General features: G+C 64.8%; 25 protein-coding genes. 11 read left to right on the top strand and 14 right to left on the bottom strand.

Features of this window, described 5'->3' with window-relative positions:
* Positions 1-21 precede the first annotated feature (21 nt).
* The 8 genes from ACPW96_RS20410 to ACPW96_RS20375 form a co-directional block, all read right to left on the bottom strand.
* Positions 22-1,458 carry a glycoside hydrolase family 32 protein gene (locus ACPW96_RS20410; RefSeq protein ID WP_425885328.1) on the bottom strand — a complete coding sequence of 479 codons (1,437 nt, stop codon included), beginning with the start codon at positions 1,456-1,458 and terminating at the stop codon, positions 22-24.
* Positions 1,459-1,689: 231 nt separating this feature from the next.
* A complete protein-coding gene (locus ACPW96_RS20405; protein WP_425821771.1) occupies positions 1,690-3,111 on the bottom strand; it encodes a glycoside hydrolase family 32 protein in 1,422 nt (473 codons plus the stop codon).
* Positions 3,112-3,119: 8 nt separating this feature from the next.
* Entirely contained in the window at positions 3,120-4,094 is a 975-nt protein-coding gene (locus ACPW96_RS20400; RefSeq protein WP_425885317.1) for a LacI family DNA-binding transcriptional regulator, read from the bottom strand.
* 8 nt (positions 4,095-4,102) lie between these two features.
* On the bottom strand, positions 4,103-5,014 hold the full coding sequence (locus tag ACPW96_RS20395) for a carbohydrate ABC transporter permease (protein WP_425821775.1): 912 nt from the start codon (positions 5,012-5,014) through the stop codon (positions 4,103-4,105).
* A complete protein-coding gene (locus ACPW96_RS20390; protein WP_425885316.1) occupies positions 5,011-5,865 on the bottom strand; it encodes a carbohydrate ABC transporter permease in 855 nt (284 codons plus the stop codon). The genes ACPW96_RS20395 and ACPW96_RS20390 overlap by 4 nt, the downstream gene beginning before the upstream one ends.
* Before the next feature lie 109 nt (positions 5,866-5,974).
* Complete coding sequence (locus tag ACPW96_RS20385; protein ID WP_425885315.1) at positions 5,975-7,315, bottom strand: ABC transporter substrate-binding protein; 1,341 nt, start codon at positions 7,313-7,315, stop codon at positions 5,975-5,977.
* A 62-nt stretch (positions 7,316-7,377) separates the two neighbouring features.
* On the bottom strand, positions 7,378-8,850 hold the full coding sequence (locus tag ACPW96_RS20380; RefSeq protein ID WP_425885313.1) for a family 43 glycosylhydrolase: 1,473 nt from the start codon (positions 8,848-8,850) through the stop codon (positions 7,378-7,380).
* 632 nt (positions 8,851-9,482) lie between these two features.
* Complete coding sequence (locus ACPW96_RS20375; RefSeq protein ID WP_425885311.1) at positions 9,483-9,881, bottom strand: hypothetical protein; 399 nt, start codon at positions 9,879-9,881, stop codon at positions 9,483-9,485.
* A 2-nt stretch (positions 9,882-9,883) separates the two neighbouring features.
* Between ACPW96_RS20375 and ACPW96_RS20370 the strand changes: the two genes are divergently transcribed.
* A complete protein-coding gene (locus tag ACPW96_RS20370) occupies positions 9,884-10,243 on the top strand; it encodes a hypothetical protein (RefSeq protein ID WP_425885309.1) in 360 nt (119 codons plus the stop codon).
* 414 nt (positions 10,244-10,657) lie between these two features.
* Here the strand turns inward: ACPW96_RS20370 and ACPW96_RS20365 are convergent, their stop codons facing one another.
* The 6 genes from ACPW96_RS20365 to ACPW96_RS20340 all read right to left on the bottom strand — a co-directional run bounded on the left by ACPW96_RS20365 (position 10,658) and on the right by ACPW96_RS20340 (position 16,533).
* Positions 10,658-12,241 (bottom strand): glycoside hydrolase family 68 protein, encoded by a 1,584-nt coding sequence (locus ACPW96_RS20365; RefSeq protein WP_425885308.1) that lies wholly within the window; start codon positions 12,239-12,241, stop codon positions 10,658-10,660.
* Positions 12,242-12,917: 676 nt separating this feature from the next.
* Positions 12,918-13,772, bottom strand: a complete 855-nt coding sequence (locus ACPW96_RS20360) for an alpha/beta hydrolase family protein (protein ID WP_425885326.1) — start codon at positions 13,770-13,772, stop codon at positions 12,918-12,920.
* 290 nt (positions 13,773-14,062) lie between these two features.
* On the bottom strand, positions 14,063-14,953 hold the full coding sequence (locus ACPW96_RS20355; protein WP_425885306.1) for a hypothetical protein: 891 nt from the start codon (positions 14,951-14,953) through the stop codon (positions 14,063-14,065).
* 113 nt (positions 14,954-15,066) lie between these two features.
* Entirely contained in the window at positions 15,067-15,498 is a 432-nt protein-coding gene (locus ACPW96_RS20350; protein WP_425885305.1) for a hypothetical protein, read from the bottom strand.
* 29 nt (positions 15,499-15,527) lie between these two features.
* Positions 15,528-15,947, bottom strand: coding sequence for a hypothetical protein (locus tag ACPW96_RS20345; protein WP_425885303.1), 420 nt, complete (start codon positions 15,945-15,947; stop codon positions 15,528-15,530).
* A 268-nt stretch (positions 15,948-16,215) separates the two neighbouring features.
* Positions 16,216-16,533, bottom strand: a complete 318-nt coding sequence (locus ACPW96_RS20340) for a helix-turn-helix domain-containing protein (RefSeq protein ID WP_425885302.1) — start codon at positions 16,531-16,533, stop codon at positions 16,216-16,218.
* A gap of 479 nt (positions 16,534-17,012) precedes the next feature.
* Here ACPW96_RS20340 and ACPW96_RS20335 point away from each other — a divergent pair, with 479 nt between their 5' ends.
* The 10 genes from ACPW96_RS20335 (at position 17,013) to ACPW96_RS20290 (ending at position 26,944) form a co-directional block, all read left to right on the top strand.
* Positions 17,013-17,477, top strand: coding sequence for a hypothetical protein (locus ACPW96_RS20335; protein ID WP_425885301.1), 465 nt, complete (start codon positions 17,013-17,015; stop codon positions 17,475-17,477).
* A 1-nt stretch (position 17,478) separates the two neighbouring features.
* On the top strand, positions 17,479-18,090 hold the full coding sequence (locus ACPW96_RS20330; RefSeq protein WP_425885299.1) for a M23 family metallopeptidase: 612 nt from the start codon (positions 17,479-17,481) through the stop codon (positions 18,088-18,090).
* Positions 18,091-18,117: 27 nt separating this feature from the next.
* Positions 18,118-18,414 carry a hypothetical protein gene (locus ACPW96_RS20325; protein ID WP_425885298.1) on the top strand — a complete coding sequence of 99 codons (297 nt, stop codon included), beginning with the start codon at positions 18,118-18,120 and terminating at the stop codon, positions 18,412-18,414.
* Positions 18,415-18,590: 176 nt separating this feature from the next.
* Positions 18,591-19,874 (top strand): hypothetical protein, encoded by a 1,284-nt coding sequence (locus tag ACPW96_RS20320; RefSeq protein WP_425885297.1) that lies wholly within the window; start codon positions 18,591-18,593, stop codon positions 19,872-19,874.
* Positions 19,871-21,361 (top strand): SCO6880 family protein, encoded by a 1,491-nt coding sequence (locus ACPW96_RS20315; RefSeq protein ID WP_425885295.1) that lies wholly within the window; start codon positions 19,871-19,873, stop codon positions 21,359-21,361. The genes ACPW96_RS20320 and ACPW96_RS20315 overlap by 4 nt, the downstream gene beginning before the upstream one ends.
* On the top strand, positions 21,361-22,962 hold the full coding sequence (locus ACPW96_RS20310; protein WP_425885294.1) for a hypothetical protein: 1,602 nt from the start codon (positions 21,361-21,363) through the stop codon (positions 22,960-22,962). The genes ACPW96_RS20315 and ACPW96_RS20310 overlap by 1 nt, the downstream gene beginning before the upstream one ends.
* Positions 22,962-24,239, top strand: coding sequence for a ParA family protein (locus ACPW96_RS20305; RefSeq protein WP_425885292.1), 1,278 nt, complete (start codon positions 22,962-22,964; stop codon positions 24,237-24,239). The genes ACPW96_RS20310 and ACPW96_RS20305 overlap by 1 nt, the downstream gene beginning before the upstream one ends.
* Before the next feature lie 10 nt (positions 24,240-24,249).
* The gene (locus ACPW96_RS20300) at positions 24,250-26,082 is read left to right on the top strand and encodes a type IV secretory system conjugative DNA transfer family protein (protein ID WP_425885290.1); all 1,833 of its coding nucleotides are present in this window, start codon (positions 24,250-24,252) and stop codon (positions 26,080-26,082) included.
* Positions 26,079-26,471, top strand: coding sequence for a hypothetical protein (locus ACPW96_RS20295; protein WP_425885288.1), 393 nt, complete (start codon positions 26,079-26,081; stop codon positions 26,469-26,471). The genes ACPW96_RS20300 and ACPW96_RS20295 overlap by 4 nt, the downstream gene beginning before the upstream one ends.
* The gene (locus ACPW96_RS20290) at positions 26,468-26,944 is read left to right on the top strand and encodes a hypothetical protein (RefSeq protein WP_425885287.1); all 477 of its coding nucleotides are present in this window, start codon (positions 26,468-26,470) and stop codon (positions 26,942-26,944) included. Before ACPW96_RS20295 ends, ACPW96_RS20290 begins: the two co-directional genes overlap by 4 nt.
* The last annotated feature ends 30 nt before the right edge of the window (positions 26,945-26,974 follow it).

The following is a 26,974-nucleotide window of genomic DNA, read 5'->3' as shown; positions in this document are numbered from 1 at the left end:
TTGTTCTCGGCACTGCAGCGGTCAGATCGCTGCAGCGAACTCCCGGATGGTGATGTTGGTGAACTGTGCCGCACCGCCGTCCGTGTAGAGCGCGATACCGGTGTCGCCGTCGGCAAAGTGCACCTGCTGGGACAGCACCGTGTGGCCGGCGTTCACGAAGACCTCGACGCTCTGCCTGTCGACGAAGATCCGCAGGTGAACCGAGCGTGCCGCGGGATCGATCGGCGCTGCCGCGCGGACGTACGGCGCGAGGGTGTATCCGCTCCGCTCTGATGGTGCGCGGTCGACGTACAGGTCGGCTCCGTACTTGCCGATGTTCGTGTGTCGCAATCCGTTGGCTGACCGGCCGACCGAGACACCGACGTTGGTGGCCGTGCTCCATGCGATGTCGAGTTCGAGTTCGTATGCGCGGCCGTTCCAGGGCAGCACGGTGTTGCCGTTGACGGTGCGATCGGGCAACGAGATCGTCGCCGTGGCGTGTGTCGCGAGCGCGGCAATGGGGCTACTTAGAAGGGTGTACCAGCCCCCGGTCTGACGTTCGAGGCGCAATTCGCGTACGAGCGAGTTCTGGCCGTTGTACCCGTCGGTGACGTCAGTGGGAACGTCGCGGGCCGCGTACTTCCAGTTGTTCATCCACCCGATCGCGAGCCGGCGAGTCTCGGGCGCTTCGATGGTGGGCCAGGTCACGGCGCCGTACCAGTCCCATCCCCAGTCGAGCCATTGAGGGGAGGGGTTGTCGGCGATGAATTGTTCGCCATTCCAGGTGCCCATCCAGTACGCGTACGTCATAGGCAGACCGACTCCGTAGGCGTCCATGCTGGCGCCGAGCACCCAGTGACGGCTCCCGTCATCGGCGGTCATCTGGAATAGGTCGGGGCATTCAATACCGCCCAGCTGCTGCGCGTTGGGGTAGTCGAAATTGCGGCGTAGCGTCCACGTGCGCAGGTTCCGGGAGGTGTAGAAAGCGGCGTAACGGGCGCGGCCGAGTGCAAGGACCCATTCGTTTCGGGCGGCGTCCCAGTGCACCTTGGGGTCTCGGAACCATTCGGCGTTGTCGACTTGGGCAGGAGACGTGGCGGTGCGCCCGTCGGTGTTGACGATGACCGCGTCCGGGAGCATCGAGAAGGTGAACCCACCGTCCGTCGACCAGTACAGGTACTGCTCCTGATACCTGCGGATGCCGTCGGTGGGGCGCGTGGCGAGAGCGATGACTGCGCCAGCGCCAAAGCCTGCGGTGTTCGCGTGGTCCACAACCAGGCATCCCGACCACACTGGCACGCCGTTCGTGAGCGGCATCACCGGGCCGTGGTGGGTGAAGCTCACACCATCGGCCGTGGTTGCGTGGTCCCATCCGCCGTCGCCGTTGTTCTGTGCTGAGCGAAGATAATAAAGTTGATAGGCACCCCTGGAAACGATAGGGCGTTGCGCGTCGCACAGCCACCCTGTGGGAGGGGTCATGTGGTACACAGCGCGCTGCGAGCCAGGACCGACCGCGGCAGCCGGACCGGTTCCGGCGACGAGGAGGCCCAGAGTTCCGAGGCCCGTACCCTGCAGCACGGCGCGACGGGAGAATTGGTGCGACGACATTGGCAGTTCCTTTTCTCTTGTGCGGACGCGACAGTGCGTCCACTTCTTCCGGGCCGTCGCTACGACGCGACTGCCTTCCTTACGTGGGTCAGGGCCGCTGGTTCAGGCGGCAGCTGATGCTGCACCCCCCTCGGCGTCTTCGACGTCGACCGCAATCGTTTGGACAACCGCGTGTGCGGCTGCTGTGTGCACTGTGGCGGTGACAGGCCCGATACCGAGTGTCACGAGGTTGGATACCGCTACTTCTCCCTCGCCGAGGAACACCTCGAGCAGCGGCCCATCCAAGCTCACCCGCAGGTGTCCGCCACCGGAACGGAGGAGCGGGGCGACGCTCGTCGAAGGAAAATCGGGATGCAGGGCCGTTGCTGCGGAGCCTGCACGAGTCACGGTCAGAACCCCCATGTCAGGGTCGTGGACGATCTCGGCGAAGTTGTCGCAGTCGCCCTGCAGACGAAGACCAAGGACTCCAGTGACCGACGGTTCCCACCGCAGCTCGAGTAGAGAGTGCCCGCTCAGCGCAAAGGAGCGGGCACTCGTCTCGGATGCAGCGGTGGCGAGGCGATCCTCGACGAAGGAGGCGGGTGATTGTACGAGGCGAGGAGCGCCGTCGATCGTGCGCAAAGACAGACTCCGAGGTAACGACATCGCGCCGCGCCACGGGGTTGAGGGCACAGCGTGCGCGTAACGCCAGTTGCTCATCCAGCCGAGCATTACCGCTTCGCCGCCCGGAGCGCTGTTGAAGGTCACACCTGCGTACATGTCCCGCCCATAGTCCGCGCGGGCGAGCCCGTCACGGTCCGCTGTGAAGGTGTGACCGTCGAAATCGCCGACCACGTAGTGCATCGCTGATCCTGCCGGGTGGGCGTTATCGCCGACGGGGTTGGTGCTCAACAACAACACCCAACGCGCGCCGGCGTCGTCACCATCTAGTGGAAGGCGCACGAGGTCGGGGCACTCCCACACCACCGCCGGTTCACCGATGGGTCCGAACGAGCCGGCCTCCTCCCACTGGCGTAGGTCATCGGAGGTGTAGATCAGCACGCGGCGCTCGACCGCTTCGACGGCAACGAGAATCCACCGTGCATGGCCGTCGGCGGACGTGTACCGGACTAATTTTGGGTCGCGGAAATCGGTCGACCCGCGGTCGAGCATCGGATTGGCGGGGTCCATCATCCACGTGTACCCGCCGTCACGGCTGACGGCACGGGACTGGGCTTGTAGACCCGTTTCGTATGTGCTGGTGTAAACGGCAGTGAGGGATCCGTCGCGGTCTGCGACGACGGATCCTGAGTAGATCTGCTCACCGTCGCGGTGGCGGAGCGCGACGGGATGCTCGCGCCAGTGCTCGAGGTCGGTGCTGGTGGCGTGACCCCAGCTCATGTTGCCCCAATCGATGCCCTCGGGGTTGTGCTGGAAGAAGACATGCCACACCCCATCGACGTAAACGAGACCGTTGGGGTCGTTCATCCAGTGACGGCGCGGAGAGAGGTGAAAGACGGGCCGGCTCATACGTGCGGCAGACATGCGCGCTCCTACAAGGACTTTCGCGAAACTGACGGGCAAGCAATCAGCAGGCGATCCACGGGTGTGGGCTCGATGCCGAGCAGAGTTCGCACGCCGGCTGCACCGAGCTCGTAGTGAGGAAGGGCGACAGTCGAAAGTGGTGGGCGTAAGTGCGCGGCGATGACGTCCTGGTTGTCAAAGCCCATGACCGCGATGTCGTCGGGGATCCGGAGTCCGCGCTCGCGCAGTCCGTCATACAAGCCCATGGCGACGCGGTCGTTGTGGCAGAACACGCCCGTCGCACCGGAATCTACGACGGGGCCGGTGCTGGCGTACCCCCCTTCCTGCGCCGGCTCGGCGGAGAACACCAACGCGTCGTCGTATCCGATCCCGGCATCCTCGAGTGCCCGTCGGTAGCCGGCGAGGCGCCCCGACTGCGCCGGTGAGGGCGAGGTGGTGTTGACGAAGGCGATACGGCGATGTCCGGCGGCGAGCAGCTCTTCGGTGGCGGTGCGACCGCCCTGTTCCTCATCTGGAACGATGGCGGGGAACGCGTCATCGGCTGCGAAACAGTTCACCAACACGGTCGCGGTGTTCTGCAGCATGTGCGGCACCTCGATTTCCCGGTGGTACCAGGTGGAGTACAGAATGCCTTGCACCTGGTGCTCGAGCATCATTGCGATTGCATCGTTTTCCACGGCGGGGTTGCCCTCAGTGTTAGCGACGAGCAGAACGTATCCGAGACGCCATGCCTCATCCTGTGCGCCGTGAATGATCTGGCCAGCGAAAGGGGTTGTGGCGATGGCATCCGCTACCAGTCCGATGAAGCGCGAATTGCCCTGCGACAACGTCTTAGCGAGCGCGTTCGGACGATACCCGAGATCCTCGATCGCTTGGTGAACCCGGCGGCGGGCATCATCGCCGATGCGCGCGCCCGGCTTATCGTTCACCACGTGGGACACCGTCGCGACCGAAACTCCTGCCGCCCTCGCCACGTCCCGCATGGTTGTGCTCATCCTTTGGTAGCCCCGCTCTCAAGTCCGTTGATCATGGCCTTGTTCAGTAAAAGGAAAACCAGCAGCAACGGGGTCACCGTGATGCAGACGGCGGCGAATGTCGCTGTCCAGTCGGTGTTTCCCATCGCTCCGATGTAATTCTGCAGGCCCAGCGGGATGGTCTTCAGTCCGTCCGACAGAACGAATGTGTTGGCGAAGATGAAGTCGTTCCAGATGAAGATGCTGTTGACGAGCACCACGGTGATGATCGTGTTCACCGACAACGGGGAGGTGATCTGCAGGAATATGCGGTAAGGGCCTGCGCCGTCCAGGGAGGCCGCCTCGTACATTTCCCGGGGAATGTACTGATAGAAGGACGAGAACAGGTACACGCTCATCGGCAGCGAAAACGCGGCGAGGGGAAGGATCATCGAGAGGTGCGTGTCGAGAAGCCCGACCTGCGAATAGTCGATGAACAGTGGCACGAGGGCGATTTGCACCGGCACGATGATGCCCAGCAGGAACAGGGCGCGCACGAGGTTGCTGAAGCGGAACCCAAGGACCTGGAGTGCAAACGCGGCCATCATCCCAGCTACGACGATGAGGGCGCTGGCCCCCAACGTGACGATGAGGCTGTTGGCCATGTTCAGCCACAGGTTGCCGGTCGCGAAGGCGCGCGCGTAGTTGTCGAGGGTGAATTCGCTGGGAAGAGCGAACGGGTCTCCGCCGGCGAAGTCGGATGCCGTCCGGAAGCTCGTCAGGAGCAGCCACGCAAGGGGGTACACCTGCACGATCACGATAAGGACGACCGTGACGGCGAGGAGGGTGCGCTGCACACGCTGCCGTGGGGACCGGAGCCTGTGACGGTTGGCGGGCGGTGAGGGCGTCATGGGCGATGCGGCGGGGCGGATGAGAAGTGAAGAGGTCATACGTCGTCCCTCCGACGAAGCAGCAGGAAGATCAGGCCGACAGCGACGAGGCACTCCACCACGATGAAGACCGAGATGGCGCTGGCGTAGCCGTAGTCGGTGTGCACGAACGCCGTCTTGTACATGTACGTTGTGAGGAGCTCGGATGCTTGCCCTGGGCCGCCGTTGGTCAGCAGATAGGGGATGTCGAACCCGCGCAGGGCGAATGTGGTCGCCATGACGGTTGTAGTGATCCAGACGGGGCGGATATAGGGGAAACGGATACGCCAGAACGTCTGCCACCAGGAAGCCCCGTCCAGGCGGGCGGCTTCTTCGAGCTCGTGGGGCACGGCGATGAGCGCGGCGTAGATGATGAGCATGTACAGCCCAGTGAAGCGCCATCCCTCGGGAATCGACACCGCCGCGAGCACCGTCTGCACGTTCGAGAGCCATGCCGTTTGCAACCCGTCGAGTCCGACCCACGCCAGCAGCTGGTTGAGTAGCCCTACCGGTTCGAGCGAGTAGATGCGGATGAACAGGAACGCAATCGCAACGGTGGAGATGACAGCCGGCAGTAAGTAGAGGGTCTTGACGAGCTCCCGCGCCCGAGGCAGCGCGGTCAGCAGGCCGGCGACTGCGAGTGCGCCGCCGAGTTGCAGAACGAGGCAGATGGCGAGGTAGCCGAGCGCGTTTCCGAACGCGGTCCAGAATACGTCGTCCCGAGTGAACATCTTCACGTAGTTGTCCAACCCGACGAACGCGATGTCGGTGATGCCGTCCCAGGAGAAGAGGCTGAGGACCAGCGACTGCACGATGGGGAGCAAGACTGCGGCGCCATAGAGCAGCAGGGGCGGGATCAAAAAGATCGCCACCGACAGGCCTGTGCGCCGCGGAAGCATCGAGGACCGCATCGGCGTGCGAGCGGCGACTGTGCGTCGGGGGGGGCGCGAACGAACCGCGCCCACCCCGACCCGAGTAATCTCAGCCACTGACGTTCTCCGTCAATGCCGCATCCATCGTCGTAATGAACTCGTCGGGCGTGATGTCGCCCTGCACGAGGAGAGTGAGCTCCTGCTGCAAGCGCGTGTTCGTAGCCGGATCGAGCTGCGTGTCCCAAGGCATCGCGATCGCAGAACCTACGTCACCGGCCTGCTCGACGGCCCGGGTGTAGAGCGGGGTCGCGCCCGGGGGGATGGTCGTCTCCACCCCGGTGGTCGGCGACAGCGCACCCGATGCGGCGTACACCTCGGGGTAGCGCTCCAGGGCGAAAGCGAGGAAGTCGCGGACGAGCGGGTCGTACGTAGCGGAGTTCACTGCCATGCCGATGCCCGACGGGGTGACGTACTCGTTGTCGGCGGTTGCCGCGTCGTCGAGGGTGGGGAGGGTGAAGTAGTCCACCGCATCTCGGACGGCGGGGTTCAGCGCCTCGGTGGCGAGGTTGCTGAGCTCCCAGGTGCCGATGTTGTAGACGGCTGCCTTTCCGGAGGTGAACTGTGCCTGCGCGTCCGCGTAGCCGGTGGAGGAGAAGCCCTCCTGGAAGCAACCTGCCTGGCCCAGTCCGTAGAGCCATTCGGCGGCGGCGCGGCCCGGCTCGTCCTGGAATGATGCCTCACCGTTCTTCAGCTGCTGCACGAACTCGGGGCCGACCATCCGAAACGGGTAGTACGCCATGTATCGCTCGAGCGGCCACCCGTCCTGCCCGTCCAGCGCGATTGGGGTGATGCCATGCGCGCGCAGCTCCTCGCACATAGGTGCGAAGTCGTCGAGGGTGGCCGGGATTTCCACACCCGCCTGGCTGAGGAGATCGGCGTTGTACCAGAACACTTCGAGCTGAAACTCGAAAGGGACCATGTACAGTGATCCGTCGTCGAAGCGTTGGTAGTTGAGCGCCGCTTCCCGGTAGTCGTCCTTCAGACCGAGATCGTCCAGGAGCAATTCGACATCGACCATGCGGCCCTGCTCTGCCAGCTTCTGCGCGAACGGGGTCGCGTCGGTGTCGAACAGCTCCGGAAGCTTGTTCGCCGCTGCCAGCGTCTCGTATTTCTGTATGTAGGAGGGCCGGTCCGGTGTGGTGATCAGGTTGAGGGCGAAGCCGGGGTGATCTTCGGCGTATGCGTCGGCGATCTGCTGCATCGCGGTGATCACGCCACCGTCGGCCGGACGTGAGAGCAGCCACGAGATCTCGCGGGGGGTAATCTCGCCGTCGGGATTCACGTCCGCGGGATCGCCTCCCCCACCGGTGGAGCCGGAGCAGCCGGCGAGGGCGAGGGTAACGGCGGCGGTGACGGCGACGAGGGTCGGCGCGCGCTTGATTGTAGGCATTGCGGGTATCTCCATTGATCGGTGTTTCGGGTGGTCGGGACTGAAACGGGTGTGAGCGATTGTCACCGTGCGGTGAAGACGAGTTCGTCGGCGTGAACCGCGGCTGAGAGAGGATCCGAGCGCGTGGCGACGGAGAACTCCGTGATCACGACCGCGCCCTCGCCCACAAATGCGCCGACGTGGCCCGTGGTGCGGTCATAGAGCCTGGTGCTGAGAGTGGTGGCACCATCGACCGTGGCGACGCAGATGTCACCGTCGACGATCACCTCGAGACGGTGCTCGCCGGGTGCGAGGTCGACGGGGCGCTCCAACTCAATGGCGAATGGAACGTCCCCCGAGATCTGCCACTGCTCCCCGCCGGTTCTGTGCCGAGGCCACCGGTCGAAGACCAGACGCCCCCGCCGGGGCTCGAGACGCAGGACATACCCCTTGTCGCCGTCACCGCTCGCACGCAACAGCACACCGCACTCGGACGTGTGCGGGGCGATATCGAAGGTGACGTCGAGTTGGAAGGCGTTCGGTGTTGTCACCGGCACGATCGTGTCGGCGTACCCGTCGAAGGCCTGCAGTACTGTGCCAGATACTATGCCCGCCGCCGGCTCATCGAACGTCGCGTTCAGCTCGCGAGGCGGGTGGAATGCCAGGGTGCCGTCTGCGCGCTGCTCGGCCTCGAGCACTGAGAGGGTCCCGGCCCACTGCCACGCGCCGTCGTCATGTCCGTTCGCACGGGACGCGATCCATCCGAAGAAGAAGCGACGTCCGTCGCGAGCCGCCGACTTAGCCGCGTAGTAGGCGCGGCCGTCGATCGAGTCATGCTCGGGAACCAGCCACGGTCCCGAGAGCGAGCGAGCCATTCGGTACCGGGTCGTGAACGCCTCGCTGAACTCGGAGTACACGAGGTACCACCACCCGTTCCACTCGAACACCTCGGGGCATTCATGCGCTACATAGCGCCGCGGATTCCAGAAGGGCTCGGCCGGCTCCCATGTGTGCAGGTCAACGGAGACGCACTGCGCGATGACACCGCGCCGGCGGGCGGGACCGTCTGCGTGCCGGGCTGTGATCAACATCCGCCACAGGCCAGCCTCGTCGTCGCGAAACACAAACGGGTCACGCCAATCGGCGGTCTCGTATCCTGCCGTGGCTCCGAACGTGTCGCCCGGATGCCGCTGCCAGGATCGCATCCCGTCGGAGCTTGTCGCGTGCAGGACGACCTGCAACGGTAGACCGTCGTCGCCGCGGAGGTCGGGATTCTGCCCGGTGTAAAAGACGTGGTGCGTTCCGTCAGCGTCCTGCACGATGCTGCCGGTGTAGACGTTGAAGTCCTCGGCGCGGCGGCCGCCCGAAGTGATCGCGGGGCCGGTCTCACGGAAATTGACGAGATCCTCGGTGATCGCTCGATGCCACGGCATGCCCGCCCTCGGCCTCTGACGCGATTCGTGGAGGTAGAAGAGGTGGAAGACCCCATCCTCCTGCCACGGAATGACGTCGCCGACCCACGCCTCGTTCGGCCGGAAGAAGCCTGGCTGATTCATGCATATCCTTCATCGTCGAGTCGACAGCGGTGATCGCATGTCTTGGTGGTTAACCGGTTGAGCAGACCATAGCAACAGATTCGACGGGTGGTCAAGCGGTTAACCATCTTGATTCCGTGACGCGATCGTCGCTTGGCGCGGGTGGTCCCGCGTCCACATCGAATGCCCCGACCGGACGCAGGAGGTCAGCTTAAACACCTCCCCGAGTTGGTCCAAATCGTTTTGTGGAGGCGAGAACGGATTAGACGCGTGCGGTGACCGCTTTGTCCGAATCGAATGCCCGATGACCGGAGGTGACATCGTTTGACAACGATGTCATGATGCTTTCCATGAACATACGATTCACGGCACGGGGGCGCGGCACAGTGGACCGGAGCCGCGTCGGAGCACTAGCGGCAACGGCTGTAGTTTGTCTGCTCGCCGTTCCGACGGCAGCGGGCGCTAGCCCTTCCGACAATGGGCTGCTAGCGGCGGAGGATACGGGTGCGGACGTCGTCCTCCTAGATGCCGAGGACTTGGTAGGACCGGAGTGGACCGCCGAGGGATTCTACATGTCACCGGTTAGCCAAGCCGACTCCGGCAAGGACGTCACCGGCTATTTGGGCGATTACTACTTGGACAGCTGGAACTACTCAGACCGCCGCGTTGGTCATCTGACATCCCAGCCGATAACCGCGACCGCCGACTTCCTCAACGTTCTGATCGGGGGTGGCCAGCACCCGCACCGCCCGGGTGGCACCATCCCGGTACCCGACACTCACTTCTTCAATCTCGAACCCAACCCCGCCTTCGCCACTTTCGAGGCCGCCGACAACGGGCTGAGAATCGTCCCCTTGGCCTCGCTGCAATGGACCGGTGCAGGAGACTTGTCCAACGCCAGCAACTCCACCAACTTCCTCACCGGCCAGGTCGGGCCAGCTGTACTCGACACCTGCATCGGTCGCTGCGACGCAGAGACCGGCACCGTCACATCGGGGACCTTCCCCATCACCCAGGACTGGATCAACCTGCTGGTCGGCGGCGGCGACCATCCGTGGGGATCCCCCGGCCCACAGCCGTGCGATTGCTCGTCGACGGCCAGACCGTGCATACTGCGTCGGGCAACGTCATGTTCGAGGACCGACCCAGGAACCCCTGGTCGTACGAGACAGGTGTCGTTGTGCGCGCGGCGGTCGAGGACCCGTCCGCCCCGAATGGGGTCGTCCTCGGCGACGTCATCGGTTCGGTCACAGGAAACAACAGCTCCGCCATGGTTCCGGCAACGATCGACCTGCGCTCCGTCGCTGGCCAGAGAATCGTCGTCCAGGTCCTGGACACGTACACCGGCTCGGACTGGGGACATCTACTGATCGATCAGATAGTTCTCAGCGACCAGGCGGCCGTCACCCCTTAAGATGTCGGCGTCCGAAGTTCGCCTCCCGGGACGAGGGATCCGGATCTGCGCGTGGGCACCGCGATCATCGCGGTGTCCGAGAGGTTGCCGCCGGAGGGGAGCAGCTCCGGCTCCGGGGCGGACGCCAACTTCGACGCGTCCTTCCTCTCCCGCCGCACGAGCAGCCGACCCGATCACATCGCTACTGCAAGAACGACAGCGCCGACACGGCCGAAGCGTGCGCCCGCGACGGTGGACGCTTTGGAGCGACGTCTCGGCTTAGCGGCAACACCGCGGTCCCGTCGAGGAATGCGTGTGCTGATCGACAAATTCGCTAGTCGGACGCCGGAATCTGTTTCGGTCGGGAAGTCCTGCACGAGGACGTGGGGATGCCCCGGGGTGGCCGAACCCCGGGGCATCCGTTTGGTTGGGTGTTTAGCCGCCGTATTGTGCGATCAGCCGTTCGATCAGCGCCTTGGTGCGCGGGGGGACCGGCTTGCCTTGCAGGTAGTCGTCGAACCTGGGACCGACGACGTCGCGGATCCTTTCGGCCACTGCGTCGGACACGGTGACGGTGTACTTGCCCGCCGTCAACATGTGCAGGTTGGCGGGGATGTCCGCCCAGCCGCCGAGTCCGTCGTTTCCGTAGGAGTAGTCCACGGCGGACGTGTCGCCTTGAAGGTCGATCTTCACGGTGGGGGCGAGGGTGCCGCCGCGCACGAAGTTGTCGTGCGTGCCGATCGTATCGATGAAGGACTGCACCAACCCGCCGGGCATGACGTAGTGCGAGTACGCCTGGAAGTGTCCGGGGTGCTGGTTGAAGTCCGGCGCGAAGGGCTCCCCACCGAGGAAGTTCAGGTTCGTCGGGTTGCCCAGGGCGAGACCGGATCCGTGGTTCAGCGGCTGGAAGTCGCTGCGGATGCCGTCGCCGACGAACGCGTAAACACCCTCAGGTCCGTCCAGGCCGGCCGCGTACGTGCTGCGGTGGCTGATCGTGAACAGGTAGTACTTCCCGTCCTTGAACACGAACTGCGGCCGCTCGGTCTGGTCGGTGACGCAGTTCGCGGAGAGGATCGGGGGCAGGAACTCCCACTCGGTCAGCTCCTTGTTCTTCGCCTTCGCCAAACCGATGTTGCCGATGTTCAGTGTCGCATCGGTGGCGTTGACCTCTTCGACGGTCTCCGCGTACGGGTCCCCGTCCCGGTAGCCGAGGTCTTCCGCGTCACAGGTGGCCGTCTCACGCTGCATGGCCGTGTTGCCCTCGAACACCATGTAGGTCTCGCCCGGGTGGGCGGGGTCCTCGAACGTGAACGGGTCGCGGAAGTTGAAGAACGGGTTCTGCGCACCGGTCTGGTAGTACGTGCCGTCGGCCTGGAGCAGGTCGATGACCTCATCGAACCCGGTGAACGACACACCGTTCGGGCCCGCGTGCACCTTGCCCAGGCTCAGCGCGATCCGCGGGTCGTACGGCTTGATGTTGCTGCCATCCGGGTTGCGGTAGAACGCGACGTCGGTGAAGAACAGCTTGATCTCCCCACCCTTGAACACCCGTGCCGAGCCGGACCACTGGGTCTGGTGGCTGTAGGACTGGTCCTCGAAGATCTGACCCGTGACGCCCTCCTCGAACACGAGTCCGCCGTAGGTCCAGCCGCCATCCTCGGGGCGCTGCTCGTCCGGGATCAACGCCGGACGGTAGAAGTACCCGATCTTCGCGAACACATGACGGTCATCGAACCCGAGGCTGCGGTCAGCGACAAGCGAGAAGATGATCTCCTGCCCGTTCACCGAGTACTGATCCCCGTTCTCATCCGTCAGCGGCCAGGAATCCCACACCCACACCGCCCCGTGTGACATGTCCGGGAAATCCTGCGGAACCGTCGGCATCGTCAACGACGCCGGCATCGAGTTCTCCCGAGACCCGGCGTTCGGGTCCGACAGCCGCGCGATCTGCCGGGCATCAGCACGCGTCCACTTCGCCGTGAAATCATCCTCCGGAGCGAACGCCTCCTGGGTGTGCACCGTAGGCTCCGGACCAGCCTGAAGCGGCAGACCATGACCGGCCACCACCACACCCGGAGCGGCCAAAGCCGCAGGCGTACCCGCGACCAACGCGGTAGCAACGAGCGCACCCGCCACCAACCCGCTCGTAACACGGCGCGTCACACGCCGTCGTGATAGTTGCATACAACAACTCCTCTTCATTGAGTACTACACAAAACGCTTTGCGAGGCCCACTCATAGTTCCACGCCTCACGAAGCGCGTATGTCCACCATTTGGGGAACATACGCGGGCGTGATATTTGCCGTAAGATGTCGGGTTTCCCTCGACGAGCAACTGTGTGAGCGCGGCGTGAAACGCGCCAACGTTTGGCGGATTGGTGCGGCTACAGGTCGCTGATGCATCGCGTTGAAGCGTCGCCGACACTACCTCGCTCTGAATGACGCGAAGCCGGAGGGATATCACGGCAGCATGTCGCGCTACCTCGCTCTCGCCGCAGCCCCGATCTGTACTAAAACAGGGTTCTCCGGCATGGTGCGCCCGCCATCGCCGAGATTTGGTTCGCGGCGATCAAACCCACACGAACTGTTCGACTGCTTCGCACGAAACCTGTCCGCGCTCGCTTCGCGTCGAGCTCGTCCAGCTCCTGACCGGTCGCATGGATCTCGCCGAGCAGGTCTTGTCGAGCGATTCGGTTTATGCAGTTCTTACGTGAACGAGCCAGTCCCCCACGACAGATTGCCAACGCTGTGGATCTGAGTTCCAAGGCATGGTGTGGTCCGATGCAAACGTCTCCAGGCGCACCGTGTCCGGCCGCAGGGCGGCAAGTCGGCGTGAGAGGGCGATCGGCGCGGAACGGTCGTCACTCCCGTGGAGGATCAGCGTTGGAACCGATAGATCCACGGCTCGCTCGATCCAGTTGAATCGATCGAGCGGGATGGGACCGTCCAGGCCCACCACGGCGGCAAGCGCGCGGCGACGCAGCCACGGGCGTGCCAAGATCCCGACCCAGGAGGGCAAGCCCGCTCGAGCGCAGTTTGCGTTGATTGTCGCCGTCCAATCCAGAACCGGTGAGTCAATCACCAAGGCCCCGACAACGCCTTTGAACTCGGATTCCGCCGCGAGCTGGAGTGCGATCGCCGCGCCCATCGACCAGCCGAACAGCACGATCCGCTGAGCGCCCTGATCGACCGCGAATCTGACGGCTGCGCGCACATCGTCCGTCTCGCGCGCGCCAAGGGTCGAGCGTCCCGCGCCAACCGTCGATCCTTCGCCATCGTTGCGGTAGGTGACAACCAGTGAATCGAACCCCATCTCCGCCACCACCTGCACCCCCCGCAACGTGCCCGCGCGCGGACTGGCGAGCCCATGGATATGGATGGCCCAGCCGACATGTCCTCCGTGGCTGGACCGAATCAACCAGGCGGGCGCTGGCCCGTATGACGTCGAGATCGAGACCTCCTCCGCTGCCAGGCCGGCGTCGTCCGGGTCGCGGAAGTAGATTCCGCTCCACGAAGCGCGCCCACCTACGCGCAATGAGCTCTCCGGCATCACCACGTCTACGCGTCGCGTCACCGTCGCTGGCGCTCGCCGGAGTATTGGACCGACTCTCACCCATCCCCCTCCAATGAGCCACAAGTTGTAGATGCCTGGAGCGGAGGTCCGCGCGTTGCGATCAAGGACGACAGCGAGGCCCCCCTCGACTTCCATCACTCCTCGAATTGTCAGGTCGAACGAGCGCCCGGCGGGCGGAGCAGTCAAACGGCGCGCGATCAGCAGACCTGTCATGGCGGATGCGGCCGCGACAGAGGCCGTCGCTGCCGTCGCGCGAACCAGTCGCCTCAACGCGCCTCCCGCGACTCGGTATGCAAGCGTGCTCCAGGCACCTGCTTCGCGCCATGGCCGAGGAGATGTGCCTCGGCTTCGTCGATCAAGCCGCGCTCCCGGTCAGCGAGGTCGAACGAGACGCGCGGATCGATTACCGCATCGCGGACCTCCACCACTTGCCGATGCAGTTGTGTCTCTGAGTCCTCGGCGCCCAACGGAAGGCCCTTTTGACTCATTCCGGGCCGCAGTTGCGTCGCCCTGCGCCAGGTCGGCGTCAATTGCCTCACGAGCTCCTCGGTTCGTCGCGCTCGAGCGCGCTCCAGCGTCCAGCGCATAGCCGGTTGACCCGCGAGGCCCAGACAGAGGAACACGAAGGTCAACAGAAACAGGGGCTGATAGGCAACGGAAATCACGGCCATCACATCGAGATCGCCCGTGAGGTGCGCCAGGTCCATGAATATCACCACGACGCAGAGAGCGATGCCGGAGGCGCTTCCGATCAGGAGCGAGGCGGAAGGCAATCGCTGCACACCCTGGATCTGCGCCATCTGCCGGGCGGCAAGGACGGCCATGGCGGTAAGGACCGCACCGTTGTAGATGTACAAGATGATCGAATACGCTGCCGCAGCGCCCTGGTCGCCGAGGTTCAGCATGAACAACGTGGTGGTGGCGCCCTGGTCAATGCGGCTGAAGGCGATGACGACACCGACAATCGCGACGCCGAGCGCGGTCTTTCCCAGCACAATTCGCACGGCGCGGGGTTTGAACTCACTCGCTCGTGCAATGCCCCTGCCGAGGAAGAAGATTCCGAGCATGAGTGCCAGGTCCGCAAGTAGGGTTGCAATGTTCCTGCCGCCGAGCAGGCGATCCACCGCCACATAGACGACATCCACGTTGAGAGTCATAGCAACCGCGATGGTGACCGCGGCGTAGGTGATGCTCCGCTCGGCTCGCCCTCGCCGAAGTATGAGGAGGCTCGCTACGAGCAGCCACATAAGCGCAGAGACGAGGAGCGGAATCAACCGAATATCTCCAGGAACTTCGACTCGTGAAATGCCGACCCTCGAATCGCCGCGGCGAGGGTATCGGCCAACGACTCGGCTGCGATCTCGTCTTCGGTGACGAGGTCTTGACGTCCGAGAAGCCGGCGCCGGGTCTCGGGTGCGATATCCGGTAGCAGAAAGTCCGGTGTCGACACGCGCTGGTCGTCACCGTGATCGAGGATCATGTGAGCGAGCTCGTGCAACACGAACTGCTGGCGGTGGAGCGTCGATTCGCTGTGCGCGTGCAGGACCAAGTCCTCTTCGGCCGTCATCAGCCAGAGGGCGCAGATGCCGTCGTAGTCGTTCAAGTCCGCAAGCTCGACGATGCGGAGAGGGCGTCCTCGGAGGCGTTGCACTGCGTGGACGAGGTCGTCGAACGAGAAAGCATCCCCGAGGTCGAGGTCCATGACAGCGCTCCTCACCGTCTGCTGCATGTTCACGGTGTCACCTCCTCATCAAGGAAACGAGTGATCGCCTTCAGCGCCTCCGGCGAGATATCTCCCAGTGTTCGCGCAGCGTAAGACTTGACCTTCGCAGCCCTCATCGCTCTCACGAGGTCGAGTTGAGCGCTCACCCTGGGCGGCATCGGTGCATCGTCCTCCCCTGCGAGAAACGCAGGGTCGACGCTGAAGAACGCGGCGAGGCCCTCGAACAAGAGGCGATCACGAACGTAACGGTGGCCATTGACCATGTACGTCCAGCGTGACCGTGAAAGGTTGATGCCTCTCCGCTGAAGGAAGGTAGCGATCTGCGAATGGGTCGGTTCGGAACCCGTTTCTGCGATCGACACATCGAGCAACAGGCGGATGCGTTTCGCCAAGTCCTCCGCCGCTGCTTTGCTTTCGTTTTCGGTCATGTCTGCTGACCCACCTTCGCCCTCGGGCAGGGCCTGGTTCGTCGGAGCTGCACCCGCTAGAGGCGGGCGTTGAGCACGCTCAATCTACGCGTTGGGCATGCTCAAATCAACCGTTGTCTATTGAGTCGGGGAGTGACAGGGTGATGGTGTCGCAAGTTTGAGCATGCTCAATTGACCGCAGCGGTGCGGCCGCGTGTCGCTTTTCGTCGAAGGGCTCCGGATGTCGAATAGAGCCGGCTTGGCATCATTCTCGGCGATCGTCGAGAGCCTAGAACTCTCCGAGAACCTGGTTGAGCCGCATCACCATCTCGGTTACCTGGGCGTCGTCGACGCTGTAGCGGATGCGTTGACCCCGGACCGCAACGTCTCGCGGGGGGTCGGCGACGATGAGGCCGACTTCGAGCAGCTTCTCAAGTCCGTTGTTGACCGTGAGCTTCGGGATTTCGAGTGCATCGGCGATCTCACCACGCGTCTGTGCGGGGTGCTTGCGCAGGAAGCCGATGATGCTCGCCTGCATGACGTTCCCAAGAGCCCTGATGGGATCCTCCGCGTACTCACTGTTCGCGGGACTGGTGTAGCGGGGCACTCACCAAGTGTCCCGCATCGCCGATGCCCCGTCCATGGCAGAGAAGTAGAAAGTGCTTCACAACAGGAGTGTAGTGTTATACGCTTCCCTCATGTCAAGCTGCCGCGACCGAGCGCCTCGACTCCCGTGGGGGATCGAGGGCCGTGTCTGCTGTCGCCTCGGAAGAACGACCACCGTGTCGTTCCCAGTCCGGGATTGCGAGAGGAGTGAGCGTGCCGCGATCTAGAACGACCAGGCGAGGCCTCGTTTGGGCGATCGTCGGCGCCGTGGTGCTTGTTGCCGCCATCGTCGCGATCACCGTCGTTTCGATCACATCTCAACCCACACCGACCGATTCCGGAACCGGCTCCCCTAGCGGCTCACCGACATCCAGCCCCGCGCCCAGAGCGTCCAGCCACTTCGTCGATGAAACCGTGGCCGAAAGAGGTTGGGTCCCAGAGCCGATCACCACGGACGCCGACACATACGTCCGTGCGGCATTGGCGGCGGCATCCACATTCGACACTCAGAGAAGCACTCGCTCCGACTGGCTTGCGTTTCTCGACACCTGGTTCACGCCGGACACGCGCTACTCATCTGAGGAAGACCGCCAATCCGACATGCAGGCGTCGCAGCTCGAGATGAGGCAGGCCGTCGTGCTGCCAGAAGACGAATGGAACTCCCTCGCGAGGGAGGACGGTCGTGTGACGGCGGTAACCCGGGGCGACATCACTTACAGCGGTGTCCCTGATGACGCCTCCGGCGACATGAAGATCGGCACAGCGGACGTCGTGCTCACCTTTACGCGTTCCGACGGCAACGGTGGAGAGACTTCGTACGACGAGACCGCACGTGTGAGCGTGCAAGTGCTGTGCGGCGCTGGGTCCATCCCATCCGCGAACAGCGACCAGCATGCGGGCGATTGCAAGGTCGTGCGCTACTTCTCTGGATCTGTGGAGCCGTGAAATGGGCTTCCCGGTTGCTGTCGCAACCACCGTCGCGAAGACGAAGACCGGACGACGGCTCATACTCGCGGCCGCCGTCTGCTCTCTCCTGGTCGCCGCGTTTCTGCTGACCCCCATAATCGCTATCCCGTTCGCGGTGGCCGGCAGTTCGGTCGCGCCAGCGAGTGATGTTCGAAGCGCGCCGGTTTCGAACGGCGACTGGGCGTATCCGCTGAAGGGGGCGTATACGAAGGGTCGAGGCTTCGGATACAACCCGGTGCAGGGCTGCAGCTACTGCTCCACGGATCACAAGGGTTACGACATGGCGCAGGGGTGCGGCGCCACCATCTATGCGGCGGGCGCGGGACGCGTGATCACGGCAGGCAGCTTCCAGGGCTACGGGAACGCCGTTCGAATCGACCACGGCGATGCGCTCATCACTCTCTACGGACACATGCAGTGGAGCTCCTTGCGCATCTCGGCCGGCGACGAGGTGGCCGCGGGCGTGCCCCTAGGCGCCGAAGGCAACACCGGCCGCTCGTTCGGCTGCCACCTGCACTACGAGGTGCTGCGCGATGGCATCCCCATCGACCCGCAACCATTCATGGCCGCGCTCGGCCTGCCGCTCAAGTGACACCATGCCCAACCGAGGGAACAGATCATGAGATTCACCCACGTCGCGCCAATGGACGTCGAAGTGCCCGACATCCAACCCGACTTCTCCGCGCCGTTTTTTCAAGGATTCCAGGTCGTCGTCTCATACCTCCTCGCTGGGGCGATGCTCGTCGTTCTCGCGATGCTCATCGTCGCGGGGGCCGGCCTCGCCTTTCGAGGGATGTCGGAGCGCGTAAGAACCTGGGCGGGCGAAAGCATCCTCTGGATCTTCCTCGCGGCAGCGGTGCTCGGTGCCCTCAGCGGACTGTTCCAGTGGTTCGTGAACTTCGACTTCGGCTTCTGATGCGCTGGCCAGGTCCATTGCTCGTCGGGGCCGCCCTCGGTCTCGGCGTAGCCCTGAGTGCGCTCGCGCCGGCGCAGTCGGCCGAGCCGGGAGAGCGCCCGATCAGGGTCGCCGCTGGGGCCGCGACGCCAGTCACTGGCGAGCCGTGGACCTCACCAGCCTTTCCGGTTGACTGCTTGCAGAGTTCGGGGCAGGTCATCTGCACCCCCCAGAACACCGCAGACATCAAGCCGCAGCAATGCTTCATCAACGTAATCCTGTCCGGCAGCAAAGCGACCGTATGCACGACCTACGAAGCGCACGTATCGGCTATCAAGACCAGCGGTGGCAAACCCCTCCTGGTGGAGTACGGATGCTCGCTGGGCGACCTCGTCTGCCTGTCATTCGAGAACGCCGGTCGCGGCATGGCGCTGTCTGCCACGGCGATGATGTTCACGGTCGCAGAGAACATGCGATTCGACACCGCATCGCTGCTCTGGACCGCAGCCGCAGGCGAGTGGTCGTTCTGGCAGTGGGCGGTGCTCGCTGTGCTTTCCGGGGCGATGGTGTGGTCGGTCGCGGCGGCCACGGTCTCTGGCGAGAGAGCCGAGCTCGTTGGCGCACTGCTTCGAAGCTTCATCGCCTTTCCTGCCACCGCGATCACGCTATGGGCGACGGGGCACCTGCTCAACGCGGTGGACGACCTGACGTGGTACATCATGAACCGGGACGGCGCCCTCGGGCTGTTCTCGACTCTGCAGTCCGTCATGTGGGCGGGTGGTCAGGCGAACTACTTCTTCGCATTCGTCATCCACGGGGTGCTGACTCTCGGGATGCTGTTGCTGATGCTGGTGTTCGCCTTCCGGAACATCGTCCTGGCGGCGCTGATCGCGGTGGGACCGGTTGCGTGGATGCTGTACCCCGTCCGGGCGGTTGGTCCGCAATGGGTCGTGCGCTATGTCTCCGCACTGGTCGCCCTTCTCCTGACTGGCCCCTTGACCATCGGATTCGTCACGCTGATCATCAACGGCCTCTCCGACGTCCGGACGATCTGGAACCCGCAGTCGTGGCCTCTGCTGATCGGTCTCGTTCTGGTCGCCTTCGCGCCCTTCGCCGTCTTCGGGCTCTTCAGCTTCGTCGGCGCCGTCGCCGCGGACTCGGTGGGCTCACGTGTCGGCTCCGGCGCGGGCCGGGTCGCGTCGAACGCCGCTCGCTCGGCGTCGCGCATCCCCAGTCGCATGCGCGGCACTCCGGCGGGGGTGAAGCCCGACCCGGCCGGGCCCGGCCCGGAGAGCCCCTCGACTGCAGGCACATCGTCGACCGGAGGACCGAAGGGTCCATCCGGACCGGCAGGGTCCGCAGGAGAGGCAGGCAAGCCGGCGACGGCGAGCCCGGGATCTGCCGCACCCTCACGGCCGCAGACCCCTCAAACTGCCGCATCCACACCCCCTCCCCCGCGTAAGGAACGGACCGCGCGATGACGACTCAGGATCTGTCTCGACCCGTGAGGCTTCCGCGCCGATCCCGCCAGGGCGTGGTGATGGGAATGGATGCCTGGCAGCTCACCTGCCTCGTGACCGCGGCCATCGTCGTGCTGATCTCGGTGAACCGGTTCGGCCCGCCAGGACTCCTCTACGGCGCACCTGTCTACCTCCCTGTAGGCGTCTTCGCGTTCATCACCATCCACGGCGACTCCGCTCCTCGACAGTCAGGACTTTGGCTCATGAAGCAACTGCGTCACGCCTCAAAGGCGACCAAACACGTGTATCGCCCGGAACGCATCCAGCTGGCGGGAACCCTGAACCTCCCCGGTGCCCGTGCATCCATCCAGTTGTGGGATGTCGACGGCGTCGCATGTGTCTACAACCCGCACGATCGCGCCGTTACGGTGACTGCCGAGGTCGAAGTCGACGGATTCCTGATGAAGGACATCCCGGAGAGATACGACCTCGCACAGCAGTGGTCCTCGGTGCTCGCGTCCTTCACACAGCGCCCCGGAATCAAGCGCGCCGTGCTGCAGGAGCGCACGATCCCCACAACGATCCGAGCCGCGCGTGAGTACTACGAGACCGTCGCTCGCCGTCGAAGAGTTGACCCTGACTCTGCGGTCAGCCAGAACTACGAGAGGGTTATGGACCGCTCCGAGCCGTTCGCCGTCTCGCATCTCAACTACCTCATCTTCACGCTCGACCTGATCGCTCTGGGCCCGCAACTCAAATCACTTGGGGGCGGTGAGGACGCCGTGAAGGCGCTTGCCTACCTCGAAGCTCGCAACCTCTCCGATGCGCTGCGGTCGGCCAGGATTTCGGTACGCCGCTGGCTCTCGACGAGAGACGTGGCAGCGATGAGCCGTGTTGCGTTCGATCCCGAGTTCGCCGCCAATGTCCAGAACCGTGCAGACGAGCAGCGTGGAGTCGATCCCGTCGCTATCGGCCCCATGTACCTGGAAGAGCCGCGTGGCAAGAATGGCGTTGTTTACACCGATTCGGGCGTTCACACAACGATGTGGATCCATGAGTGGCCAAGGTCGGATGCCGCGATCGGCTTCGTCGAGCCAGTCGTGTTCGCCCGCATGCCATCCACCGGCGAGGCGATCACCCACATCTTGTCGGTGGTTCTCAGTCCCGTTTCGGTGAAGAAGGCGATGAGGCGGATCGAAGACGACAAGAAGATCTGGCGGGGGAACGAGAAGCTGCGCGCGAAGCGCGGCGTCGACGGATCAGCAGCGGACGCAGCCGACTGGGATGCTCTCGAGCGCCAGGAGGAAGAGATCGTCGCAGGACACGGCGAGTTCCGATACGGCGCGTATCTGACGGTGACGGCCCCAGACGAGGAGCGTCTCGACCAGTCGGTCGCCGGGATGCGCAACGCCCTTGCCCGTGCCGGCATGGAGCCTCAGATCCTCTATTGCCAGCAGGCCGAAGCGTTGATGGTGAATGCCCTCCCGATCGGCGTGGGGATGAAGTGATGACCCGTCGTATCGCCACCTTCGTTCCGGGCGACCTGAGCAAGCGCGAGCGCCGCGCATTCAAGCGGGAGGCTGCGCGAGCTGATCGGGTTGCCCAACCGGAGGCGACCAAGAGGAGTGAGCGCGGTCTACCGGAGGCGGCGGTACGTGGTCCCTTTGGCCCGGGAATCATCCAACGCGGATACTGGAACCTCGCCAGGCCGGCGATTCTCGCGCATCAGGCCACATCAAGGCAGATCGCCGGGATCTATCCGTTCGTCGCCGACGCCGGGCTCGGCCACCGAGGTCCCATCCTCGGCGTCGATCTGAACGCCGACGCCCTGTGGCACTTTTCCCCGTGGGAGGCGTACGCCGACGCCACCGAGCGGGGCACGTTCTCGACCAACCTGCTCGTGCTGGGCGCCTACCGCGCCGGCAAGAGCGGGACGGTGAAGGCGCTCGTCACGCGCTCCATCGCATTCGGACACCAAGCCGTTGTGCCCTCCGATCCCAAAGGAGAGTGGGCGCGAGTCGCCGTGGCGATGCCCGACGGGGTTGTGATCCGCATCGGCGGCGGAAGCGCCGCCCGCCTGAATCCCCTCGACCGTGGCCCCCGGCGGGCGGACATCGACGACGAGCAACATGAGAAGATGGTGCGCCAGCGGCGCATCACGACCCTCATCTCACTCGTCGAGATGGCGCTCGGCAGCACTCGCCTCACCGCCGTCGAGCACGCCGCCATTCACGACGCGCTGGAGCGATGCATCCGCGCCACCGGCGACCGCCCGACGCTACGCGGCGTGTACGAGCATCTCGGCACGATCGTCGAAGACGCCGGCACCGACTTCCGCCTGTCGGACGGTGCCGTACAGCCTCGGTTCGTACTCCGACGCTTCGTCGACGGAGACCTCTCCGGTCTCTTCGAGGACGAATCGACGGTCGCGTTCGACTCCGACGCCTCCATTGTCGTTGTCGACACGTCCGAGCTCTTCTCCCGCAGCGAGTTGGTGGCGCAGCTGACGCAGGTCTGCACGACCGCGTGGATTCAGGCGGTCATCTCGGATCGGTCATCGAAACGCAGCCGGTACCTGATCCGCGAGGAGGGCTGGCGCGACATGACGTCCCTCGCTTCGCTGCAGATGTTCCAGCAGTGGCTCAAGCTGTCCCGCCACTACGGGATCAGCAACATTGTGATCCTGCACAAGCTGGGCGACCTCGACGCGGTTGGCGAGGCGAACTCTAAGGAACGAAATCTCGCGTACTCGATCGTCGGCGACATCGAGAACAAGTTCATCTTTCGTGTCAATCACCAGGAGGTGGCGACGCTGCGCGAGCGACTCAACATCCCGGCGACACACGTGGAGGAGGCTCGCCGGCTTCGCATGGGTGTGTTCCTGGCCTACGTCGGTCAGCATTCGTACGTCGTCGACTGCTTCGCGACCTCGACCGAGTGGGAGTACGAGCTGTTCAAGACCGACGAGGCGGTGCAAGTCCCCGACCGCGACGACGCAGCCCTCCGCGTCTTCAACACTGACGACCTCGACCGGTTCTGGCCGGAGTCATCCCCCGACGACGCCAGCCTGGACGGCTGGATCAACGCCACCTGGAAGGAGGTCCCGTGATGAGCCTCGACACTCGGCCGCGCACCTACGCGACCATCAGCGGACCGATCGCCACCTTTACGACCCCGGATGGTCGCACCGAGCCCATCGCGGCCGCGCCGGATGAAGACATCCGGCAGATGGTCGTCGAGCGCGCAGCCGACGAGGCGCGGCGCTCCGGCATCCCGGTTGAACTCGTCACGACGGGCGACCGCGGAGACCACCACTTCGTCATCTCGGCGGACGCAACCATAACGGATGCCTCGGTCGAGGCCAACATCAGCGAGTCCACCGAGGCCACAGACCCATCGCAAGAGGGAAAGGAGGTGAGCGAACAGGCTCCGGGGCAGACTTCCGCGCAAAGCAGTTCCGTCCCGGAGCCTCGCGCTCGTGCCTCCTTCATCACTGCTCCAAGCGCGACGGAGCAGTCGCAGAGCGGGTGGCGAGGCATCCTGACACGCCTCGGCTTCCCGGTCGGTCCTTCGCGCGCCGTCATGGACCGCGCAGAGAACGAGCGCGTCGTCTCGCAGCAGTGGGCCGGGTGCCGCGCCATCGCGGTCGTCAACGGCAAGGGTGGCGTCGGCAAGACCATGACGACCGCGATGATATCGGCCGTCTTCGCCCGCTACGGCGGTGGCAATGTGCTCGCCTGGGACAACAACGACACGCGCGGCACGCTCGGTTGGCGCACAGAGCAAGGCTTGTATGACACCACGATCCGCGACCTTCTCCCCGTCGCCGCGGAACTCCTCGCGCCGAAAGCATCCGTGTCAGACATCACGCGATTCGTGCACCACCAGACCATCGACCGGTACGACGTGCTGCGCTCCAACCCCGAGCTGCTCGCGACGGATCAGCGCATCGCCCGAGCCGAGTTCGACCTGCTCATGCAGGTCGCCGCCCGGTACTACCGCGTCGTCATCTTCGACTCCGGCAACGACGAGTCCGCCGACCGCTGGCTCCGGATGATCGACTCGTCGCACCAGCTCATCATCCCCACGATCGCCGCACCCGAGTCGGCCGAGTCGGCCGCACTTCTGCTCGATGCGCTGCGCCAGCGCGACGAGCGATCTCGGCACCTCGCCGACAACGCGGTGATCGTGGTGACGCAGGCCGAATCGGGCGGCGCCGCCGCGGCGGCGGCGATCGCCGACGGATTTCCCGACCAGGTGCGAGCCGTCGAACGGATCCCCTTCGATCGGTCGCTCAAGTCGGGGGCGCTCCGCCTGGGGGATCTGCGCGCTGCGACGAAGGACGCGTGGGTGCGCGTTGCGGCCGCCGCCGCGCGGGGACTGTAGGGGGCGTGTCATGAACGAAGGGCTGCTCGGCAAGGCCATCGCTGTTGGCATCGCCATCGCGGTCGTGCTCAGTCTTGTGTTCACGTTCCTCGCCCATTTCGTCACGCACGTGCTGTGCGGCGCGCGACCGGCGGCCCGCGACCTCTTCTCCGGTCTTTGGCTTGCACTGAGCGGTGACTCGGCTGCCTTCTCCCCGCCCGCGGGATGCGAACTTCCTGTAACTGCGATCCGGGTCGTCGACCTCTTCGCCGTCGGGTTGCCCGCCGGTCTCACGGTGGCGGGGCTCATCGCTTACCGGCGCTACCGCCAGTCCGACACCGCGTTCATCGCCGAGCTTCGATCCCGCCCCGGCTTCGCCGAGGCATCCGAGATTCGCAAGTACATTTCCTCGAAGGCAGTGCTCGGGCGGGCGCGCCAGTTGCGGCCGGACATCGCGCACCCTCGTGCGACCGACGTCGGCTGGCAGGTCGGACGTTCACGGAACATGGATGTCTTCGTCTCGATCGAGGACTCGGTCGCTCTCGAAGGACCGCCTCGTTCCGGCAAGGGCTATCGCGTCCTCATCTCAGCGATCCTCGACTGGTCTGGCCCACTGATCACGACGTCGACCACGAACGACAACCTCACAGCGACGATGCGAATGCGCGAGCGCCGCGGTGACGTGCACGTGTTCGACCCACAGGGACTCTCCGGGGTGCGGCACCCGCTCCGCGTGTCCCCTATCGCCGGATGCGAAGATCCGTTGGTCGCGATGCAGCGAGGCACAGCGATCATCACCGGTACGGCCCTAGGGGCCTCCACCACGAACGGCGAATGGGCACAGGCATCCGGTGTCGTGCTCGGACGCCTGCTGCACGCCGCGGCCGTCGGCGACCGCACGATCGCCGACCTGTACAACTGGGGAACCAGCCCCATCGCCGCGCGAAAGGCCGTCGACGTCCTCCGCGCCGACGGAGTGCCGGGTTGGGGCGACAATCTCGAGGCGACGCTCGCCGGAGACGACAAGCTCGTCTCATCCATCTGGTTCGGAGTGCAGGGCGCCGTGGCCCCGCTTGCGGTGCCGAAGATTCGCGAAGCGCTCATGCCCCGCCCCGGCGATCCTGTGTTCGATCCGCGCGAGTTCCTGGACGCCGCGAACACGCTGTACCTCGTCGGCTCAGCGTCCGGCGCGTCAGCGATGGGAGGATTCCTCGGCGCGCTCCTTGACGACGTCGTCGAAGTGGCTCGCACGCGGGCACTCGCGTCCCCGGGCTCACGGCTCGCCCACCCTCTCGGGCTCATCCTTGACGAGATCGCGAACATGTTTCGATGGGGCAACCTTCCCCGCATCATGGCTGACGGCGGCGGGCGCGGAATCTGCACGTTCGTCGTTCTGCAGGCGCTCTCTCAAGCCGAAACATCATGGTCGAGGGCCGAGGCCGACACAATCTGGGCCGCAGCGACCGCGAAAGTGCTGCTCGGTGGCGCTTCGCACGTCGATCACCTCCGCGACATCGAGACGCTCCTCGGATCGCGGCAGACGCGGCGCACACAGCGGTCCTGGTCGACCCACGTAGCCGGCCATTCCACCAGCGAGCAGCATGAGCGACTGCCGCTCATGGCGGTGGACGAGATCCGCCGGATGCCGCAGACCCTCGGGCTCCTCGCCTACCGCAATCGCCGCGGGGTTCTCCTTGACCTTTCCGGTTGGGACGAGCGTCGCGATGCCCGCGACATCAAGACGGGCAAGCGGGAGACAGAGAGTGAGCAGCGCACGGTCTTCGGCGACGCGTCTCGCGGCGCCGCCACTCCTGCATCGGCGGCCACGGATGCCGTTGACCTCAAGGCGGTGACGGACGAGTGACGAATCGCCGAAAGCCCGCAGTCCGGAACTCCTACAGATCTGAGTTCCTCCACTCGCCGGCATGGTTCGCCCGCCGCGACCGATGGTTCCGCAAGCAGCAGCGGCTCGCGCCGGTGCTCACCTGCGCCGCGTGCGGACGGGTGCCAACCCAGGACCAGCTCGAGCTCCACCACCTGGACTACGCGGGCGTCCGCTTCGTCGACGGTACGTGGCGCGCGTTCGAGCGACACGATGACCTGGTGCCGCTGCATCCGTACTGTCATGACCTGCTGCATCGCCTCATCGACCGCGACGTCGTGCTGGCTCGCCACCGGTCGCGCAGGGAGGCATCGAGGTTCGCGCTCGAACGGCTGCGGCTGAAGCTCGTCGCGTTCGAGGAGTCGCTGTGAACGAATACGACCCCGAAGACATCGAGCGCCTGGTGGCTGCAGAGCTCAGCGGTTTCCGTCCAGATGCACGGGGCAGTTCATCGGAGCCCATCGGCCTGCACGCGGTCGAGTGGCGACGGATGCCGGATCAAGACGCCCGGCAGGAGTGGGTCGACCTGCGCGACTGGGTGGAATGGTTCACCGTTCGCTACGACGTCCCCGTCAGCGTCGTCCCGATCTGCTGGTGGAGGCACGGTGCGCTCGTCGAAGAACTCTCTGCACTTCACGTCGCTCACCTCGCCGCCTTCGACGCCAGCGACGCCGGGTTCGGCGCGATTGGCTGGCATGAACGACTCGCGCTCGCGACACCGCGACTCAGCCGCGCCGGCGCTGGGTGTGCGAGCGGGCACAGCGCTACAAGGCCGCGGTCGTGGAAGGGCGCGACGGACGAGCAGGAATGGGACGCGTGGACCAGCCAGGCTCACGCTCACTGAGACGCCAACCCGGTGTCTCTCGACAGGAAG

The sequence above is a fragment of the Micromonospora sp. DT81.3 genome (genome assembly GCF_049847225.1).
Classification (GTDB): domain Bacteria; phylum Actinomycetota; class Actinomycetes; order Actinomycetales; family Microbacteriaceae; genus Microbacterium.
This window is presented reverse-complemented; position numbering and strand designations above follow the sequence as displayed.